This window comes from Pararhizobium antarcticum (assembly GCF_001885585.1).
Classification (GTDB): Bacteria; Pseudomonadota; Alphaproteobacteria; order Rhizobiales; family Rhizobiaceae; genus Pararhizobium; species Pararhizobium antarcticum.
On sequence record NZ_LSRP01000097.1, the window covers coordinates 16,011 to 33,434 of the forward strand.

At 60.5% G+C, this 17,424-nt stretch carries 19 protein-coding genes; 7 read left to right on the forward strand and 12 right to left on the reverse strand.

Annotated elements, in window-relative coordinates; genetic code table 11:
• Positions 1 to 187 precede the first annotated feature (187 nt).
• Positions 188 to 2,062 (reverse strand): M3 family oligoendopeptidase, encoded by a 1,875-nt coding sequence (locus AX760_RS16665; protein WP_071834087.1) that lies wholly within the window; start codon positions 2,060 to 2,062, stop codon positions 188 to 190.
• Between the two features lie 320 nt (positions 2,063 to 2,382).
• Here AX760_RS16665 and AX760_RS16670 point away from each other — a divergent pair, with 320 nt between their 5' ends.
• Together AX760_RS16670 and AX760_RS16675 are read left to right on the forward strand one after the other, a co-directional pair.
• Positions 2,383 to 3,930, forward strand: a complete 1,548-nt coding sequence (locus AX760_RS16670; RefSeq protein ID WP_071834089.1) for a sigma-54-dependent transcriptional regulator — start codon at positions 2,383 to 2,385, stop codon at positions 3,928 to 3,930.
• A gap of 180 nt (positions 3,931 to 4,110) precedes the next feature.
• Positions 4,111 to 5,973 (forward strand): peptidoglycan L,D-endopeptidase MepK, encoded by a 1,863-nt coding sequence (locus AX760_RS16675; protein WP_087149280.1) that lies wholly within the window; start codon positions 4,111 to 4,113, stop codon positions 5,971 to 5,973.
• Positions 5,974 to 6,062: 89 nt separating this feature from the next.
• Here the strand turns inward: AX760_RS16675 and AX760_RS16680 are convergent, their stop codons facing one another.
• From AX760_RS16680 to AX760_RS16690, 3 genes are all read right to left on the reverse strand, one after another.
• The gene (locus AX760_RS16680) at positions 6,063 to 6,326 is read right to left on the reverse strand and encodes a DUF2312 domain-containing protein (RefSeq protein ID WP_018327905.1); all 264 of its coding nucleotides are present in this window, start codon (positions 6,324 to 6,326) and stop codon (positions 6,063 to 6,065) included.
• Positions 6,327 to 6,421: 95 nt separating this feature from the next.
• Positions 6,422 to 6,727 carry a DUF1244 domain-containing protein gene (locus tag AX760_RS16685; RefSeq protein ID WP_071834060.1) on the reverse strand — a complete coding sequence of 102 codons (306 nt, stop codon included), beginning with the start codon at positions 6,725 to 6,727 and terminating at the stop codon, positions 6,422 to 6,424.
• Positions 6,724 to 7,554, reverse strand: a complete 831-nt coding sequence (locus AX760_RS16690) for an N-formylglutamate amidohydrolase (RefSeq protein ID WP_071834061.1) — start codon at positions 7,552 to 7,554, stop codon at positions 6,724 to 6,726. The genes AX760_RS16685 and AX760_RS16690 overlap by 4 nt, the downstream gene beginning before the upstream one ends.
• A 283-nt stretch (positions 7,555 to 7,837) precedes the next feature.
• Here AX760_RS16690 and AX760_RS16695 point away from each other — a divergent pair, with 283 nt between their 5' ends.
• Both AX760_RS16695 and pyk read left to right on the forward strand, forming a co-directional pair.
• Entirely contained in the window at positions 7,838 to 8,221 is a 384-nt protein-coding gene (locus AX760_RS16695; RefSeq protein ID WP_087149285.1) for a DUF1036 domain-containing protein, read from the forward strand.
• The gene (gene pyk, locus AX760_RS16700; protein ID WP_071834062.1) at positions 8,221 to 9,660 is read left to right on the forward strand and encodes a pyruvate kinase; all 1,440 of its coding nucleotides are present in this window, start codon (positions 8,221 to 8,223) and stop codon (positions 9,658 to 9,660) included. The genes AX760_RS16695 and pyk overlap by 1 nt, the downstream gene beginning before the upstream one ends.
• Before the next feature lie 63 nt (positions 9,661 to 9,723).
• On the opposite strand, the gene AX760_RS16705 is transcribed toward pyk, so the two are convergent.
• From AX760_RS16705 to AX760_RS16730, 6 genes are all read right to left on the reverse strand, one after another.
• Positions 9,724 to 10,728 carry an alpha/beta fold hydrolase gene (locus AX760_RS16705; RefSeq protein ID WP_071834095.1) on the reverse strand — a complete coding sequence of 335 codons (1,005 nt, stop codon included), beginning with the start codon at positions 10,726 to 10,728 and terminating at the stop codon, positions 9,724 to 9,726.
• 123 nt (positions 10,729 to 10,851) lie between these two features.
• Positions 10,852 to 11,382 carry a hypothetical protein gene (locus AX760_RS16710; protein WP_425348867.1) on the reverse strand — a complete coding sequence of 177 codons (531 nt, stop codon included), beginning with the start codon at positions 11,380 to 11,382 and terminating at the stop codon, positions 10,852 to 10,854.
• A gap of 240 nt (positions 11,383 to 11,622) precedes the next feature.
• Positions 11,623 to 11,748: a type B 50S ribosomal protein L36 gene (gene ykgO / locus AX760_RS16715; RefSeq protein WP_071834064.1), complete on the reverse strand. Its 126-nt coding sequence runs from the start codon at positions 11,746 to 11,748 to the stop codon at positions 11,623 to 11,625.
• Between the two features lie 192 nt (positions 11,749 to 11,940).
• Positions 11,941 to 12,993: a 5-(carboxyamino)imidazole ribonucleotide synthase gene (locus tag AX760_RS16720; protein ID WP_071834065.1), complete on the reverse strand. Its 1,053-nt coding sequence runs from the start codon at positions 12,991 to 12,993 to the stop codon at positions 11,941 to 11,943.
• Positions 12,990 to 13,454: a 5-(carboxyamino)imidazole ribonucleotide mutase gene (purE, locus tag AX760_RS16725; protein WP_071834096.1), complete on the reverse strand. Its 465-nt coding sequence runs from the start codon at positions 13,452 to 13,454 to the stop codon at positions 12,990 to 12,992. Before purE ends, AX760_RS16720 begins: the two co-directional genes overlap by 4 nt.
• 49 nt (positions 13,455 to 13,503) lie before the next feature.
• Positions 13,504 to 13,707, reverse strand: coding sequence for a YdcH family protein (locus AX760_RS16730; protein ID WP_071834066.1), 204 nt, complete (start codon positions 13,705 to 13,707; stop codon positions 13,504 to 13,506).
• A 213-nt stretch (positions 13,708 to 13,920) separates the two neighbouring features.
• On the opposite strand from AX760_RS16730, the gene AX760_RS16735 reads away from it, so the two are divergent.
• Positions 13,921 to 14,094 carry a YdcH family protein gene (locus AX760_RS16735; protein ID WP_071834067.1) on the forward strand — a complete coding sequence of 58 codons (174 nt, stop codon included), beginning with the start codon at positions 13,921 to 13,923 and terminating at the stop codon, positions 14,092 to 14,094.
• Between the two features lie 188 nt (positions 14,095 to 14,282).
• Here the strand turns inward: AX760_RS16735 and AX760_RS16740 are convergent, their stop codons facing one another.
• Positions 14,283 to 14,543 carry an ArsR/SmtB family transcription factor gene (locus AX760_RS16740; RefSeq protein ID WP_071834068.1) on the reverse strand — a complete coding sequence of 87 codons (261 nt, stop codon included), beginning with the start codon at positions 14,541 to 14,543 and terminating at the stop codon, positions 14,283 to 14,285.
• Positions 14,544 to 14,641: 98 nt separating this feature from the next.
• The gene (locus AX760_RS16745; RefSeq protein ID WP_071834069.1) at positions 14,642 to 15,421 is read right to left on the reverse strand and encodes a sulfite exporter TauE/SafE family protein; all 780 of its coding nucleotides are present in this window, start codon (positions 15,419 to 15,421) and stop codon (positions 14,642 to 14,644) included.
• Between the two features lie 119 nt (positions 15,422 to 15,540).
• Between AX760_RS16745 and AX760_RS16750 the strand changes: the two genes are divergently transcribed.
• On the forward strand, positions 15,541 to 16,194 hold the full coding sequence (locus AX760_RS16750; protein ID WP_071834070.1) for a thiamine phosphate synthase: 654 nt from the start codon (positions 15,541 to 15,543) through the stop codon (positions 16,192 to 16,194).
• A gap of 87 nt (positions 16,195 to 16,281) precedes the next feature.
• Complete coding sequence (locus AX760_RS16755) at positions 16,282 to 17,361, forward strand: tetratricopeptide repeat protein (RefSeq protein ID WP_087149286.1); 1,080 nt, start codon at positions 16,282 to 16,284, stop codon at positions 17,359 to 17,361.
• The last annotated feature ends 63 nt before the right edge of the window (positions 17,362 to 17,424 follow it).

Sequence of the window (17,424 nt, forward strand, 5' to 3'; positions counted from 1 at the left end):
CCGAGGATGACCAAGGGTGGGGATGGCTGTGGAGTTCCAGAGGTGAGGTTCCAACCAGCCCTACTGATGATGGAGACAGCCAAACTTTAAGGGCGTCATCCTCTGGCTTTATCCGAGGAACGGGCGTGATCCGGGGATCCATCACATTCAACGAAGCACTCCTGGTCATTGCCATCCACCCCGGTAATCACGCCTGGTTATCTAGCGCCTCGAGTTCATCGATCAGCCCTTCCAGCATCGACAGGCCCTGTGCCCAGAACGACGGATCGGTGGCATCGAGGCCGAAAGGCGCGAGCAGTTCGGAATGATGTTTGGTGCCGCCGGCCTTCAGCAGCGCGAAATACTTTTCCTGAAAGCCCGTTTCGGCATTCTGGTAGACGGCATAGAGCGAGTTCACCAGGCAATCGCCAAAGGCATAGGCGTAGACATAGAATGGTGAGTGGATGAAGTGCGGGATGTAGGTCCAGTAGGTTTCATAACCCTCGGAGATCTTGATCGCCGGCCCGAGGCTCTCGGCCTGCACCGACAGCCAGAGTTCGCCGATGGCGTCCGCGGTCAGTTCACCGTCCTTGCGGGCCGTGTGGATCTTGCGCTCGAATTCATAAAAGGCGATCTGTCGCACGACCGTGTTGATCATGTCCTCGACCTTCTGGGCGAGCATCGCTTTGCGCTCGCGCTTGTCCCGGGTCTTGTCGAGAAGGGCGCGGAAGGTCAGCATCTCGCCAAAGACGGAGGCGGTTTCGGCAAGCGTCAGCGGCGTCGAGGCCATCAGCGCACCCTGTTCGCCGGCCAGCACCTGATGCACGCCATGGCCGAGTTCATGGGCAAGGGTCATCACGTCGCGCGGCTTGCCCATGTAGTTGACGAGCACGTACGGATGAGCTGACGGCACGGTCGGGTGGGCAAAGGCGCCGGGTGCCTTGCCGGGGCGAACCGGCGCGTCGATCCAGCCACCGTCGAAGAATTTGCGGGCGATTTCGGCCATGCCGGAATCGAAGGCGCCATAGGCGGAAAGCACCGTTTCCTTGGCTTCGTCCCAGGGGATGAGAGCATTCGGCGTTTCCGGCAGCGGCGCGTTGCGGTCCCAGAAGTTCATCTGCTCCATGCCGAGCCATTTCGCCTTCATCGCGTAATAGCGATGCGACAGGCGCGGATACGCTTCCGTGACGGCAGCGGCCAGCGCATCGACGACTTCGCGCTCGACGCGGTTGGCGAGATGACGGCTGTCGGCGATGTCTTCAAAGCCGCGCCAGCGATCGGAGATTTCCTTGTCCTTCGCCAGCGTGTTGGTGATTAGCGTGAAGGTGCGCAGATTGGCCTTGAAGGTTGCCGTCAAAGCTTCGGCGGCCTTGCGGCGGGTGTCGGGATCGGCGTCCTGCAGCATGCTCAGCGTCACTTCGAGTGGCAGGTCCTCCCCATCGATGGTAAATTTCAGCGCGGCCATGGTCTCGTCGAACAGCCGGTTGAAGGCACCGGCACCGGTCATCGACTTTTCCAGGAACAGCTGCTCGATCCTGTCATCGAGCTGGTAGGGCTTGTCGAGCCGAAGATCGATGATCCAGGGCTTGTAGTGCGCGGCGAGTGTATCGTTTTGAAGCGCCGCATCGATCACGGCATCATCGATCCTGTTCATTTCCAAAGAGAAGAACAGGAGGTGGCTCGCCATATCCGTCAGCTTCGACTGAACATCGCCGTAAAGTTTGCCGTTGGCCGGATCGGATGTGTCCGAGAAATAGGTCAGCCCGGCAAACGAGGCAATGCGCCCCATCAGGTCTTCCAGCGCCTCGAATTCGCGCACGGCTGCGCCGAGGCCCTGATCGCCGGTCTTGCCGGCAGCCAGTTCGAGCTTGCCCTTCCACCTGGCTTCGAAGGCTTTCGAATCGACGTCGGCTTTTGCCAGGGCGTTCTTGAATTCGTCCGACGCTGCCGAAGGATAGAGATCGCTGAGTTTCCAGGACGGCAGATCGCCAAGACCGGCCGATGCCGCAGCGCCGGGGGCGTGGGAACGCAGGACCAGATTGGCGGACAGGATGGGCGAGGTGTCTGTGAAACGGCGGGTCATCGGCATCTTCTCTTCTTGCAAGCGGTCATCAGAGAGGGCGCAGGCGTCTCCTGCGGTCTTCCTTGCTACTGCATAATTCCGCAAATCGGAACCGAATTAAGGCGGGCACCATGCGGCATTTTCAGGGGCTGCTTTGGAAGCGGCTTCCGTGGCCGCAGACCCTTATCGCCTGTTTTGAAGCGGTCCCCCTGTGTTCTCCGGCAATGGGTAAAATGCGACCATTTCTCAAAAGAGGATTTTCAGGCCTTTGTGGGAGGAATGTCGATACGCTTTGGCACATGAGGTGTCTGGCGCGCATTTTTCGAAAGCAGGAGGCCTCCGTGACATCCCATGTTCTTGTCATCGATGACGACCCGATTCAGCGCCGTCTGCTGACGAATATGATCGAGCGGCTGGGGCATGTTGCACATCTCGCCGACAACGGGCGCAGTGGCCTCGAGATCCTTGATCGCAAGGGCGGCCTGATCAATGTCATCCTGCTCGACCTGATGATGCCCGAGATGAACGGTCACGGCTTCCTCGAGGCAATCGCCGAGCGCGGAACCGACATTCCGGTCATCGTGCAGACGGGGCAGGGCGGTATCGAGACCGTCGTTCTCGCTATGCAGGCCGGTGCGTTTGATTTTGTCGTGAAGCCGGTGTCACCCGAACGCCTGTCCGTCGCCATCGCCAACGCGCTGAAGATGGAGCATCGCGACGGTCGCGCCCGGACCACCAAGCGACCACGCAGCAGCGGCATCGGGTTTGACGATATCGTTTCCGCAAGCCCGGCGATGATCCGTGTTCTCGATCTGGCGCGCCGCGCCGCGCAATCCAACATCCCGATCGTTCTTGAGGGCGAATCCGGGGTCGGCAAGGAAATGGTGGCGCGGGCCATCCAGTCGACCAGCGAGCGGTCGCACAAGCCTTTCGTGACGGTCAATTGCGGGGCCATCCCCCACAACCTCGTCGAAAGCATCCTGTTCGGCCACGAGAAGGGCGCGTTCACGGGCGCGACCGAAAAGCATGCGGGCAAATTTGCCGATGCCGATACCGGTACGCTGTTCCTTGACGAGATCGGCGACCTGCCGCTCGAAGTGCAGGTCAAGCTTTTGCGCGCCGTGCAGCAGGGCGAGATCGAGACGATCGGCGCCCGCCACCCCCAGAAGGTCAATGTCCGCCTGATCTCGGCGACGAACAAAGACCTGATCAACGAGGTCAAGGAAGGCCGTTTCCGCGAGGACCTGTATTACCGCCTGAATGTCTTCCCGATCGCGATCCCGGCCTTGCGCAAGCGCAAGGAGGATATTCCGGTTCTGGTGCGGGCTTTCGTCGAGCGGTTTGCCGGCGAGCAGCGCTTGTCGACCCCGCTCAATGTCTCGAGTGGCGCCATGGCGCTTCTGACCGCGTTCGACTGGCCAGGCAATATCCGCCAGCTCGAGAATGCGATTTTCCGGGCGGTCGTCCTGGCTGACGGTCCGGAACTGACGGTCAAGGACTTCCCGCAGATCGCCACGCAGATACCGGGCTATGTCGTCTCCGGCGGCGCCGGCTTTTCCTGGGAGGAGGCAGGGCCTTCACGCACCTCCGTGGTGGAGACCGATCAACTACCGCCGGTTTATCCGCAGTTCGGAAAGCCCAAACGCGCCGAGGTCCGCACGGTGCATGCCGAACCGCAATCGGAGGCGGCGATTGCCAGCGTCGACGAGGGCGGAGATGTCCGCAAGCTCGCCGATGTCGAGGAGGAGCTGATTCGGTTTGCGCTTAAATTCTACCGCGGCCAGATGAGCCAGGTGGCTCGCAAGCTGGGTATCGGGCGCTCGACGCTCTATCGCAAACTCAAGGATTATGGCATCGATCCCGACAATCCGTTCCGGGATGCTGCTTGAAAACGGTGGAAATCCCCGGCTAAAGCCCCCCTCATTTCGTCCCGGCTGTTTAGACCTTGTTAGTGATCCCTTCACTATATTATAAGGAAAGGTAACGACTGTGGCATAATTGCCATGCTGTTACCGTAATTGACAGTCATTTGGGCAGCTGGGACAGTGTTCGCCGGACGGGGATTTGGTTTGCGGAAAATTTTCGGATTGAAGATGCCTGGTATAGCCTCGGCGCGTAATCTATGCGCCGGTGTCGCAAGAAGGATGCCGCGCGTTCTTGCATCGATTCTGATCGCCTGCTCCCTGGTATCGCCCGGCATGGCGCCTCCGGTGGAAGCGGCGGGCCAGACGCGTACGCTCAAGATCTATTTCATCCATACCAAGGAAAAGGCCTCGATCACCTACAAGCGCAACGGTCGCTACGACAAGAAGGGCTTGCAGCAGGTCAACCGAATGCTGCGGGACTGGCGTCGCAACGAACCGACCAACATGGATCCGCGCTTGCTCGACCTCGTCTGGGAAGTGTACCAGAAGAGCGGATCGCGCGATTATATCCACGTCGTGTCTGCCTATCGCTCGCCGGCAACCAACGGCATGCTGCGTTCGCGCTCAAAGGGCGTGGCCAAGAAGAGCCAGCATATGCTCGGCAAGGCCATGGACTTCTACATTCCGGATGTGAAGCTGAAGGCGCTGCGTGAAATCGGCATGAAATTCCAGGTCGGTGGTGTTGGCTATTACCCCTCATCGGGGTCGCCATTCGTGCACATGGACGTCGGTGGGGTTCGCGCCTGGCCGCGCATGAGCCGCAATGAGCTTGCGCGCCTTTTCCCTGATGGGAAGACCATCCATCTGCCGTCCGATGGCAAACCGCTGCCCGGTTACCAGACAGCCATGGCTGACTACAAGCGCCGCGTCGGCGCGAGCGTGATGGAAGTTGCCGGCGGCGGCGCGAAAGGTGCTGGCGACGTCGAAAAGAAGCGCAAGGGCAATCTGTTTGCTGTGCTCTTCGGTGGCGGTGGCGACGAGGATGAAGAACCAAATGCGATTGCCAGCGGCGCGGATGCCGAGGGCGTAGACGAGGCGCCGGCTGCACGATCCAGGCCTGTTGTCGAGGAGCAACCTGTTCTGGTTGCTGCCCAGGAAGACAACGTCAAGGCGCCTGTACCTGCCATTCGTCCGGCCTTCCGTGACACGCCGGTCGATGGCGGCATGGAAGTCGCGCTTGTGGCGCCGACAAAGAATGCAGCTCAGGAGGCGCTTGCTGCCGCGCTTCCGGTAACACCGGTTGCTGAAAGCGAATATGCCGATCTGAGCAGCTACAAGATTCCAGTGCCGGAAATGCTCGGCAAGCGCGGCGCGAATGGCGATGCTGTCGGCGAACTCCTGACGGCGACAGCGAATGCCGACCTCGTCGATGCAATCGGCGAAGACGGCGAAACCCTTGCCTTCGTTCCGGTCCCGGCATTGCGCCCGGCCGGGGAGGATGTTCTTACGGCTGTTGCCGAGGCCAATGTCGCTGTGCCGGCGCTTGCCGACCGTCCGCTGACAACGGCCGTGGCCAGTGCCGAACAACCCGTCGACGTTGCGGCTGCGGCCGATGCCAGGGTTGCTCTGGCGGCGCCGACGGCCACTATCGACGAGCCGCTGGCTCAGCCTGATTCGCAGCCGTTCGAGATGGCGGCGTTCGTTCCGCAGTCGGGAGACCAGGCGCGTGCGGATCTGTTCGGCACCGTGTTCGATACGGCAACGGAGGTCCCGCTGAAGGGCAAGCGTCCGAAAAAGCAGGAAGCCGATGCGGCGAGCACCAAATCGATCCGCACGGAGCCGAAACTGACGCGGCAGATCATTTCGGAATGGGCATTGACGACCGGCCGCATGGCGACGCTGTCGAAGCCTGTGAAAGCGCCCCGTTTCGTCAGCAAGTCGCTGCGGGCGGCGCCGACGACGGTCTATTCGGCGGGTTTCTCGAGTCCGGCTGGCTCTGCCGATACGGCCCGCTTCACCGGCACGGCGGTCAACTTCCTCGAAGTGAAGAAGTTCAGCACGAATTGACATCTACCGGCGAGAGCCGGACTGGAAGCAAGACATAAAAAAACCGCCGGCACAAAACCGGCGGTTTTTTGTGTTCGGCTGGGTGAAGCCTATTCGGCTTCCGGCGCATCGATCATGCCGAGTGCCGCGAGATAGGTATCGAGGATCGCTTCCTGTTCCATGCGCTCATCCTTGTCCTGCTTGCGGATGGCGATGACCTTTTTCAGGATCTTGGTGTCGAAGCCGGTGCCCTTGGCTTCTCCGTAGACATCCTTGATGTCGTCGGCGATGGTCTTCTTTTCCTCTTCCAGGCGCTCGATGCGCTCGATGAACGACCGAAGCTGGTCGCGTGCGACGCCGTGGGCATCCGACATGGTGTTCTCCTTTTGGGACTGAATTTGTGGTGGTGACGTGCCGCGAACGCCAGGCAAGGTCAAGGCCCATTGCGCAACAGCACGGGAATTTCGATCTATTCCTTCGGCCGGTTGAGCTCGAAGGCGGCTTTCTTGCCATCCGAGGCTTCGGTCTGGTGCAGGGACTGCCAGACGTCATAGGGCATACCGTAGACGATCTCGCGCGATTCCTCTTTGCTGAGAGATATCCCTGCTTCAGTGGCGGCGTCCCTATACCAGTTGGACAGGCAGTTGCGGCAGAAGCCAGCAAGGTTCATCAGGTCGATATTCTGCACATCGCTGCGTTCGCTGAGGTGTTGCAGCAGGCTTCTGAAGGCGGCGGCTTCGAATTCGGTGCGCTGCGTCGGGGTCATCTCGGTCATCGTTCCAGTTCCTGTCTTAGAGGTGCGGTATAGGGTCCGGTGCGGGACGGATGGCGGTCCAGCACGTGCAGGTCGGGCCGTTCATTGAGGGCGGAGAAGATCGGTGCCAGCCGGTGTTCCCATTCCATCACGCCGGCCTCATCAGAGATCAGGTCCTGGCGTACCTCGATCAGCGCGTGCGGGATGCCGGTCGCCATGCAATGCCGGTACATGGTATCGCCCCGCAAGGCGCCGTCATAGGGCTCGTTGTCGCCAACCCGAAGATCGCCTTCGGCTTCCAGCGCGGCAATCAGCGGGCGCACGGCGCGGGGATCGTTGTCCCACAGGATTGCCGTCTGCCAGGGGCGGGGCACGCCTTTCCAGGCGGGCGTGTAGGAATGCACCGAGATGACCAGCGGGGCAGCACCACTGGCTGCGGTAACGGCGTCGATGGTCGCTGACACGGCGCGATGATAGGGCCGGTGGAACTGGTTCAGGCGGTTCTCCACTTCCTCGGCGGTGATTGGATGGTTTCCGGGAATGATCGCGCCATCGGATATCTTCATGATCAGCGTCGGATCATCCTCGCCGCGGTTTGGATCAATCAGCAGGCGCGAGAAACAGCCAAGCACCGCGGGTGCATCCAACCGCGCCGACAGGCGCCGGACCAGCGGTTCGACGCCGATGTCATAGGCGATATGCCGGGCAAAGGCTGCTTCCGGCAGACCCAGCCTGCCATATTCCACAGGAAGCCGGTTCATGGCATGATCTGCCAGAAGCACGAGGCCGCTTCGCGCATCGCCGGGAAGAATTTCGAAAGCCTGCCCTTGGGCGATATTGTCCTGCATCGGTGTCTGCCGTTGTTTTTTACCTGTCATGATTTGATGGCATGCAGTCCGGGCAATCACAAGGCAGACAGGCATTTGTCTGATTTCGGCCAACAAAAAGCCGGATGTAATCGATTAGACTTGCGTTGACATTCCCGGCGCACCGTCGCAAGAAAGTGCCACGACAAATCGCAGTGGAGACCCATTGGAAACCGTGTCCAGACATGCTTTTCCCAGTTTGAACCGGCTCCTGCCTTCTGGCGGCGCTGCCCTGTTTGTTCTGGCGACCCTCCTGCCGTTGACGATGGCGAGTGAGGCGCGTGCCGATTTCAGGGTCTGCAACGGAACGCAGAACCTGGTTGGCGTGGCCATTGGCTATCGCGCCAAGGACGGCTGGATGACCGAGGGCTGGTGGCAGGTTCCGGCAACCACCTGCGCGACATTGATCGAGGGCGAGTTGCAGTCGCGCTATTATTATCTCTACGCGGAAGATGCCGCCCGTGGCGGTCGCTGGACAGGCGATGTGAACATGTGCGTCGCCGAGAACGAGTTCAAGATTACCGGTGTGCAAGATTGTTTTGCACGTGGCTTCCAGCGCATGGGATTCAAGGAATACGACACGGGGCGTCAGGGGAGCTGGATGGTTCAGTTGTCCGATGCGCCAGGGACTCAAGAAAGTCAGAACTGATGAAGCGGAACAGAAAAGTTAAGATCCTCGCGACGCTGGGTCCGGCGTCCAGTGAAGAAGCGATGATTCAGAAGCTGCACGAGGCGGGCGCCGACCTCTTCCGGATCAATATGAGCCATGCCAGCCATGACATGATGCGCACGCTGATCAAGCGGATCCGCAATGTCGAAGCTCGCTGTGGCCGACCGATCGGCATCCTCGCCGATCTCCAGGGACCGAAGCTGCGCGTCGGAAAGTTCGCCGACGGCAAGGCCGATCTGGTGGCCGGACAGACCTTTACGCTCGACAGCAATGATGCGCCCGGTGACAATAAGCGCGTGTTCCTGCCGCATCCGGAAATCCTGGAGGCCGTTAAATCCGGTCACCGGCTTCTGATCGACGATGGCAAGCTGCACTTGCGGGCGGAAAAATGTGACGGCAAGAGCATCGTCTGCACCGTCGTTTCGGGCACAAAAATCTCCGACCGCAAGGGCGTCAGCCTGCCTGACACCTTGCTTGGCGTCGGCGCACTGACGGAGAAGGACCGCGCCGATCTTGACGCCGTGCTCGAGACCGACGATGTCGACTGGGTTGCACTCTCCTTCATCCAGCGCCCGGAAGATCTCTCGGAAGTCCGCAAGGTTTCGCGCGGTCGCGTCGGTCTGATGTCGAAGATCGAGAAGCCGCAGGCCATCGAGCGGATCGACGAGATCATCGAATTGTCCGATGCCCTCATGGTTGCCCGCGGCGACCTCGGTGTCGAAATGCCGCTGGAAGCGGTGCCCGGTCTGCAGAAGCAATTGATCCGCGCCTGCCGCCGCGCCGGCAAGCCGGTTGTTGTTGCGACCCAGATGCTGGAATCGATGATTTCGGCGCCCGTTCCGACCCGTGCCGAAGTCTCCGACGTTGCCACCGCCGTGTTTGAAGGTGCCGACGCGATCATGCTGTCTGCCGAATCGGCCTCCGGCGACTACCCGGTGGAATCGGTCGCGACCATGGCCTCCATCGCCAGCAAGATCGAGACCGACCTGCATTATCCGGGCATCATCTACGCCCAGCGCACACCGCCGGAGGCGACGGGCGCCGATGCGATCTCGCTGGCGGCCCACCAGATTGCCGAGACCCTGAAGCTGTCGGCGATCGTCTGTTATACCTCGTCCGGTACGACTGGTCTGCGCGCTGCCCGTGAGCGGCCGCAGGTGCCGATCCTGGCGCTGTCGCCGGTCATCCAGACAGCCCGTCGTCTGGCTGTCGTCTGGGGCCTGCACTGCGTCGTCACCCGCGACGCGACTGATCTTGATGACATGGTCAATCGTGCCTGCCGTATCGTTGTTGACGAAGGCTTCGGCAAGCCCGGTGATCGGGTGATCATTTCGGCCGGTGTCCCGCTCGGAACACCCGGCGCCACCAATATGCTGCGCATTGCCTATATCGGTTCCGACGGCCTCAGCGGCATCTGATAATATCCCGCCGATCAAGCCAAGCCGCGCATCCGAGAGGGTGTGCGGCTTTTTTGTTCTTGTTCAGTCGAAATTGTCCTGTGCGATCCGGGCTTCCGCTTCGCGCGCCAATCGGACGAGATCGCGCTTTTTACCGGCAACCGTCTCGATCGCGGCGATGGCGAGATCGGTGACGACGTAGTCGGGCTTGTGGCCGAGATTGTGGATGCTGATCAGCCGGGAACCGGCGATCGCTTCATGCAGCCCTTTCGAATGGATCTCGGGCAGGACAACGCTGTCCCTGTCGCCGGTGATGATAACGGTCGGGACCTTGATTTCACTGTAGCGGGGGGCGATTTTCCGGACATAGTCCAGAAGATTGGCGATATCGATCGCGTTGCTGCGGAAGGCGCGTGGACGCAGGGCGAGATAGGCGCCCGTGCGCTCGATGTAGTCGTCCGGCCTGCGGTTGGGGGCAAAGACTGCCTTGGTTGCCTTGTCGATCAGTGCCAGGCCGGCAGGCGGTGCCACAAGCGTGGCAAACAGCCAGCCGAGGACGGGGGCCTTCGTCACCTTGTAGTACCATTCTATGCCGCCGGGCCAGGGATGCGTGGCCGGTGAAAGGAAAACGAGCCCCTCGACCTTGTCCTTGTGGTTCAGGGCAAAGGTAGCGGCGATGGCGCCACCGAAGGAATGGCTGACAATGATCGCCTTGCGGATGCCGCGTTTTTCCATCAGTGCGGCAATCGCATCCGCTTGGCCGTCGGGATAGCCGTTCTGCGGCCCGCCGCGTTCGGAAAAGCCGAGGCCCGGACGATCGAGAAAAAGCATGGCGGCGCGGCCTTCGAGCTTGTCCCGGAAGGCACCCATGGGATCGCGCAGATTGGCGCTTGCGCCATGGATGAAGACCAATGTGGGAAGGTCAGCAGAATCAGCAGCCGGAATATAGACGCTGTTCATCCTGTAGCCGCCGACATCGATCAGTTCGCCGCGATTGCCGGCTTCCTTTTCAAAGGCGGATGCCTGATAGGAGCTGAAAGCGAAGGCCGTAATCAGGACGGTTGCGAACAGGGAAGAAAGGTAAAGCATGATTGTCCTGAAGACGGGCCGCATCAAACGCACTCCGACGAATGCCGCGCGGGATCATCGGCACCCATTACTGTGATGAGGCTTATACGGGAATGCAGGCGAGGCGGTTTCGCTGCGGTGTGATTATGTGCGGTTTCCGGCGAGTTTTTCTTCAAGTTCGCCCAGTTGCGATTGCGCATTGCGATCGGCGGGGTAGATCGCGAGAAACTGCTCCCAGGCCCTGAGCGCCAGTTCGTCCTGTCCTGCGGATGTCAGTATCGCAGCCATACCTGCCAACGCCCCGAAATGCCTTGGTTCGATCGCCAGCACGCGATTGATATCCGACATCGATTTCCGGTAATTGCCCATCTGGAAATGCAGCGTCGCCCGCTGGTTCCAGCCGTCGACATATTGCGGAGCGAGATAGATAGCCTGATCCAACACGTCCATGGCAGCCGGTTGTCGGCTGGACTGCACGGCCTTGGCTGCCCATTGCATCAGGAGATTAACGGAGGCACTGCCCGAATCCTGCCATTCCATCCGGATGCGGTCGGCGATGTCGCGCGCCTTGTCGGGATCACTTTCCCGTTTCAGCTCGGTAAAGAGCGAATCAAGACGCTGCTTGGAGGTCGTCATTTCGCTGCTGGCCGGTTCGGCCGCGCTGTCTGCAGACATGGACGACGGCGCAGCAAGGAGCAAAAAAGCCACGCTCGCTGCAGGAATGAAAAGTTTAGACATGATTCTAGCCATGGCGGATATGGTAGTCCGCCATGGCCGAAGATCAAATCAAATTTAGGACATCTGTCCCGTCATCATCAAAAAAGACCGCCTATCCTGCAACACTATCTGCGTCGCGTCAGGCGGTCCAAGCATGCCGATCCGAAATCATGCTGTTCCGGACCGTGCCTGCGCAGCTCAGCCCTGGCGAGCCTTGAAGCGCGGGTTCAGCTTGTTGATGATATAAACGCGGCCCTTGCGGCGAACCAGGCGGTTCTCGCGGTGACGGTTCTTGAGTGACTTGAGCGAATTTTTGATCTTCATTTTTCTGATCCGCAGTTTCGGGGAACACAGTCGCCCGGTCTTTGACAATCAAAAGCGCACCGCAAACGATAAGGCCGAGCGCGCTCTTAGGGTGGCAGGCAAATAACCCGGCCTCGTAAAACTGTCAACCGCAACAGGCTGGTTTTCCGTGTGGTGTCGGGCTTTTCTGTGGGTTTCTACAGCGTCCCGGGGTCAAACGAGCCAGGTGACATGGCCCATCTTGCGGCCGGGACGGGCTTCCGTCTTGCCGTAGAGGTGTACCAGCGTATTCGGTCGCGAAAGCCAGGCCGGGACGTCATCGATGTCGGCGCCGATCAGATTCTGCATCACGCAGTCCGAATGCCGGGCGCCGTCGGACAGCGGCAGGCCGGTGACTGCCCTGATATGCTGTTCGAACTGGGAAACGGTGCAGGCCGCCTCCGTCCAGTGCCCCGAATTGTGCACACGCGGCGCGATCTCGTTGGCAACGAGGCTGCCATCGGGCAGGACAAAGAACTCCACGCCGATGACGCCGACATAGCCAAGTGCATCAAGGAGCGCCTTGGCTGCGCTGCACGCCGTCTCGGCCGTGTCCGCGCCCAGAGCAGCAGGAACGGTGGACGTATGCAGGATGCCGTCGCGATGGATGTTTTCCGCAGGATCGAAGCAGGCCACGGTGCCATCGGTCGCCCGCGCCGCGATAATCGACACCTCGCGCTCGAAGGTGACGAAGCTTTCGAGAATCAGCGGCACGCCACCAAGTTCGTTGAAGGCGCCGGCGGCCAGATCCTGCGGTCCGCGAAAGACCTTCTGTCCCTTGCCGTCATATCCCAGCCGGCGGGTCTTGAGCACGCCCTTGCCGCCGAAATCGGCGAGTGCCGATTCCAGTCCGGCCTGATCATCCACGGCGTGAAAGCGGGCGGTTGCGATGCCGCAATCCTGGATGAAGCGTTTCTCCGTCACGCGGTCCTGCGCAACCTCAAGCGCCATTGGCGGCGGATAGACGGGTTTGGTAAGGGCGAGGAATTCGGCGGCCGAAACCGGCACGTTCTCGAATTCATAGGTGATCACATCGCAGGCCTGCGCCAGCGCCAAAAGCCCGGCCTCGTCATCATAGGCAGCAACAATCTGGCCGTTGGCCACCTGTGCCGCCGGACAGTCGGTTTGCGGTTCGAGGATGATAGTGCGGAAATTCAACCGGGCAGCCGCCATCGCGAGCATGCGACCGAGCTGGCCGCCGCCGATAATGCCGATCGTCCGCATCATGCCTCGTCCACGGGATATTCGGCCACAGCCTGCGTCTGGCGTTCGCGCCAGTCATCGAGGCGATCGGCCAGATCCGGATCGCTGAGAGCGAGCACGGCGGCTGCCAGGAGCGCTGCATTGACGGCCCCGGCGCGGCCGATGGCCAGCGTGCCCACGGGGATGCCAGCCGGCATCTGGACAATCGAAAGCAGGCTGTCCTGGCCAGACAGGGCCTTGGACTGAACCGGTACGCCGAACACCGGAAGCGGCGTCATCGATGCCGCCATGCCGGGAAGGTGCGCGGCACCGCCGGCGCCGGCAATGATTACCTTGAAGCCTTCGTTGCGGGCGCCTTTGGCAAACTCCACCAGCCTGTCCGGCGTGCGGTGTGCCGAAACGATACGCGCATCATAGGCAATATCGAGGGCATCGAGCGTGTCGGCGGCATTTTTCATGGTCTCCCAGTCGGACTGGCTTCCCATGATGATGGCAACGGGCGGTGTGGCTGGTTTCGTCACGTCTGGTTCCGCTTCAGGCGATGATGTCGGGTATGACCTGGTCCTCGATCGAGGTGATCCGGTCCTTGATGGAGAGTTTTTTCTTCTTCATGCGCTGGATTCGAAGGGCGTCGCAGCCGGTCTGGATCATGGCGTTGATTGCGACATCATAATCTTCATGTTCCTGCCTCAAACGCGCGACCTGCAGTCTGAGTTCGGCATGATCCTGGTCTGGCATCCATCAAGTCCCTGTCACTGCCGGGTGCGGTTTTACCGCCGTCCGGACCAATTCGTGCGCCGCTCTATCACAGAATGCCTGGTAACGGGAAGTTATCCTTTGCCATCATTTCGCCTTCGACAAATTTAAAATAGCGTGGCACACTTGTTGTGTAACGACCTGGAACATCCGGCATTTACGGACCGGATGCAAGCAAAAGGAAGGGACTGCCACATGACCATTGAGGCTCATCTTGCAACGCTTGAGAAAAAGCATGGTGCTCTTGAACAGGAGCTCCATTCGGCGCTTATCCAACCTTCTTCCGAGGATCAGAAAATCGCCGATATCAAGCGCCGTAAGTTGCGTTTGAAGGACGAAATCGAAAAGCTTCGTTCATCGATTCACTGATCACAAACAGCATTTCCAAGTTGCATCGGGAGACTTCAACCAGCGCCGGAATGAAACAGGAGACGTGCTTTCAGTCTCGATTGGCCGGCGAGCGGCAGTGTTTAGCGTGGATATGACATCCGCAACGTACCGCAGGGATACTGGTTTCCCGATGTAGGCTTGAGAGGGCTGGTTTAAGAGTTGAGGCTCTAGGACCAGAACTGATCGAGCCAGAGATTGACCCGGTCAAAGCCGGGTTTGTTGATTGCGTAGATCCGACGCGTGCCGCTGGCCGAAACGGACACAAGATTGCAATCCAGAAGTGCCTTGAGATGCTGCGATACGGCCGGTCTGCTGATCGGCAGTCCGCCGGCCAGTTCATTGACCGTCTTCGGTGCACGCCGCAACTCTTCCAACAGGTAACGCCGGTTTGGATCCGCGATCGCATTGAAAGGGTCGGTATTGGACATCTGGAAAAGCTAGGAGAAATTGGCCAGTCCGGCAAGCAAATTGTGCGTCGCCGCAACGCAATTTTGCCTTGCAGCAAATGGCAGTCGAAAGCTCCCGGTCAGGAGCCGGCCAGAACGACGCCGATCCCGTCCCAGATGAGCTTCAAGCCGGCGCAGAGTGCCATTGTGTACATGAACGGGTAGAAGACGTCCGGGCGCATGCGGCGAACCAGCCAGGCGCCACAGGCGGTCGCCGCCATCGCCAGCGGAAAGAGCGTCAGCGAGGTCTTCAGATTGCTCAGATCAAGCTGGCCGAGCGCGAAATAGGGGAGGAGCTTGACGACATTCAGGACGGCAAAAAAGCGGACGATGGTGCCGGTATAGTCGCGCGGCGGCAGTTTCAGCGGCAGGGCATAGATCTGGAATGGCGGGCCGCCGGCATGGGCAACAAAACTGCCATAACCGGCAAAGGCGCCGAAAAAGGTCGCCTGTAGCGGCCGATGACCCTTGGCTGGAATGATGACCCCGTGGCGGGCGCGCCAGAGATTATAGACATAGCGAAGCACGAAAAGGACGGTGATGCCGCCGATGATCAGCCGTAGCGCATCGCGCGGAACATAGGCTGCGGTCGCCCAGCCAATGGCGATGCCGGCGATCGCACCAGGCAGCATGATCTTCAGGGTGGCGCTGTCGCCGTGCTTGCGCCAGATCCAGAGGGACACGATGTCCATTGCGATCAGGATCGGCAGAAGCAGGGCCGCGGCCTGGACGGGCGAGACAGCCAGCGACAGAAGCGGTACGCCCATCAGCGACAGGGCCTCGCCCATGCCGCCCTTGCTCAAGCCGACGAGGAGAACCGCCGGTATGGCGATGGCGTAAAAGTGCATGTCTGGGAGCATGGGTATCGGTTGATCCTTTTGTCAGCAGGGTCTATCGCTTTTCTCCATTGAAATCGAGTAGGGGTTGCCGCAGGACATGCCGGAAACCCGCAGGCCGGAAATTTGCAGGAACAAACACAATGAGCCAGACCGATAATCGTTGCCGCCTCGTCCTCGTGGTTCCCGATATCGCCGATATCGGCGAGCGGACCAAGGCTCTGGGTGATGCGCTGCGGGGCGGGGACGTCGCATCGGTGATCGTGCCGCAATATGGTCTCGATGATCAGACGTTCCAGAAGCATGCCGAGGCGCTCGTTCCGCTGATCCAGAATGCCGGTGCGGCTGCCCTTCTTGCCGGTGATACCCGGGTTGCCGGCCGGGCCAAGGCCGACGGCATTCATATCCAGGGCAATGCGGCTGCGCTCACGGAAGCGATGGAGAAATTCTCGCCGAAACTGATCGTCGGCGGCGGAAATGCGGCCGATCGCCACCATGCGCTGGAAGTCGGCGAGGCACGGCCGGACTATGTCTTCTTCGGCAAGGTGGACGGCGACATCAAGCCGGAAGCGCACCCTAAGAACCTGGCACTTGCCGAATGGTGGGCCTCGATGATCGAGATCCCCTGCATCGTCATGGGTGGCACCGATCCGGAATCGGTGCTTTCCGTTGCCGAGACCGGCGCGGAATTCGTGGCGCTCCGGCTGGGTGTATTCGGCGATGCTGCGCAGGCGGCAAGTGTGGTTGCCAACGTCAATGCGCTTCTGGACGAAAAAGCGCCACGGTTTGAAGATTAAGACATTTGCATGTTGAACCGTCGTCCCCTCCTGCACAGCTCCGTGTCGCGTCTTTTTCAGGCGAGCCTCTTTTGCGCCTTGCTTGTCATGCCGCCCTTTGCCCACGCACAGGACGCAGAGGCGGACAAAGCCGGTGTTGTTGTGCCGGAGGGCGATGCAAAGCGTGGACGCATCACACCGTTCAACGGTGCGGTCCTTCCCGAAGGCGCGCAGGGCGTGATCAAACCGCCTGTCACGGTAGATAAAGACGGGAACTCCCCCTCCGGCGGTGTCAATGTGCTGGAGCGCATGGGGGCACCACTTCCCGAGCTGCCGCAGGAAAAGCCGTTTTCGGGCAAACTGGACGAAGCCTATGGCGCCTTCCAGCGCGGCTATTATCTGACGGCCATGGATCTGGCGCTTCCCCGCGCGCAGCTTGGCGAAGCCGCCGCGCAGACGCTTGTTGCGGAAATCCTGTCGCAGGGGCTTGGTGTTGCCAGAAAGCCGAAGGAGGCCGCCTTCTGGTACGGCCAGGCGGCCAAGAGCGGCGATCCGACGGCGATGTTCAAATACGCGCTCATCCTGATGGAAGGGCGCGAGGTTCCGCGCGACAAAAAGGCTTCGGAAGAAATGATGAAGCGGGCGGCCGATCTCGGCAATTCGTCTGCCCAGTTCAACTACGGCCAGCTCCTGGTGGCCGACATGCCCGGCGAACGCGGCCTCAAGGCAGCATTGCCCTATTACGAAAAATCGGCGGAGCAGGGGATTGCCGATGCCCAGTATGCACTGTCGCAGATCTACCTGAATGTCGACGGCATCGACGAGAACAAGCGCGCCAAGGCGCGGGAGTGGCTGCTGCGTGCCGCCCATGCCGGCTATGATACCGCCCAGCTCGATGCGGCGATCTGGCTGATCGAGGGCATTGGCGGCGGGCGCAATCTGGAAGACGGTTTTGGCTGGATGCGCCGTGCCGCCGAGGCCGGAAATACGGTTGCGCAGAACAAGCTCGCACATCTCTATGTCAATGCCATCGGCACGCGCCCTGACCCGGTGGAGGCAGCGAAATGGTACGTCCTGTCGCGCCGGGCCGGCCTCAAGGATCTGGCGCTCGAGGATTTCTATCTCGGACTGGACGACGACCAGCAGAAGGCGGCGCTGGGTGCGGCCAACAAATACCGCAGCAGCTGACGGTCATTTCACGGCAAGACTTGAACTTTAGGGCTTTTTGTGGTCTTGAGGCCGCAAAATGGC

Coding starts and splice junctions, on each gene's coding strand:
- ykgO (WP_071834064.1), bottom strand. CDS start 11,748: ATGAAGATCAAAAATTCGCTCAAGTCACTCAAGAACCGTCACCGCGAG.
- AX760_RS16735 (WP_071834067.1), top strand. CDS start 13,921: ATGACCATTGAGGCTCATCTTGCAACGCTTGAGAAAAAGCATGGTGCT.
- AX760_RS16665 (WP_071834087.1), bottom strand. CDS start 2,062: ATGACCCGCCGTTTCACAGACACCTCGCCCATCCTGTCCGCCAATCTG.
- AX760_RS16745 (WP_071834069.1), bottom strand. CDS start 15,421: ATGCTCCCAGACATGCACTTTTACGCCATCGCCATACCGGCGGTTCTC.
- AX760_RS16690 (WP_071834061.1), bottom strand. CDS start 7,554: ATGCAGGACAATATCGCCCAAGGGCAGGCTTTCGAAATTCTTCCCGGC.
- AX760_RS16685 (WP_071834060.1), bottom strand. CDS start 6,727: ATGACCGAGATGACCCCGACGCAGCGCACCGAATTCGAAGCCGCCGCC.
- AX760_RS16720 (WP_071834065.1), bottom strand. CDS start 12,993: ATGATGCGGACGATCGGCATTATCGGCGGCGGCCAGCTCGGTCGCATG.
- AX760_RS16740 (WP_071834068.1), bottom strand. CDS start 14,543: ATGTCCAATACCGACCCTTTCAATGCGATCGCGGATCCAAACCGGCGT.
- AX760_RS16705 (WP_071834095.1), bottom strand. CDS start 10,728: ATGCTTTACCTTTCTTCCCTGTTCGCAACCGTCCTGATTACGGCCTTC.
- AX760_RS16750 (WP_071834070.1), top strand. CDS start 15,541: ATGAGCCAGACCGATAATCGTTGCCGCCTCGTCCTCGTGGTTCCCGAT.
- purE (WP_071834096.1), bottom strand. CDS start 13,454: ATGGGAAGCCAGTCCGACTGGGAGACCATGAAAAATGCCGCCGACACG.
- AX760_RS16755 (WP_087149286.1), top strand. CDS start 16,282: ATGCCGCCCTTTGCCCACGCACAGGACGCAGAGGCGGACAAAGCCGGT.
- pyk (WP_071834062.1), top strand. CDS start 8,221: ATGAAGCGGAACAGAAAAGTTAAGATCCTCGCGACGCTGGGTCCGGCG.
- AX760_RS16680 (WP_018327905.1), bottom strand. CDS start 6,326: ATGTCGGATGCCCACGGCGTCGCACGCGACCAGCTTCGGTCGTTCATC.
- AX760_RS16695 (WP_087149285.1), top strand. CDS start 7,838: ATGGCGAGTGAGGCGCGTGCCGATTTCAGGGTCTGCAACGGAACGCAG.
- AX760_RS16710 (WP_425348867.1), bottom strand. CDS start 11,382: ATGTCTGCAGACAGCGCGGCCGAACCGGCCAGCAGCGAAATGACGACC.
- AX760_RS16730 (WP_071834066.1), bottom strand. CDS start 13,707: ATGCCAGACCAGGATCATGCCGAACTCAGACTGCAGGTCGCGCGTTTG.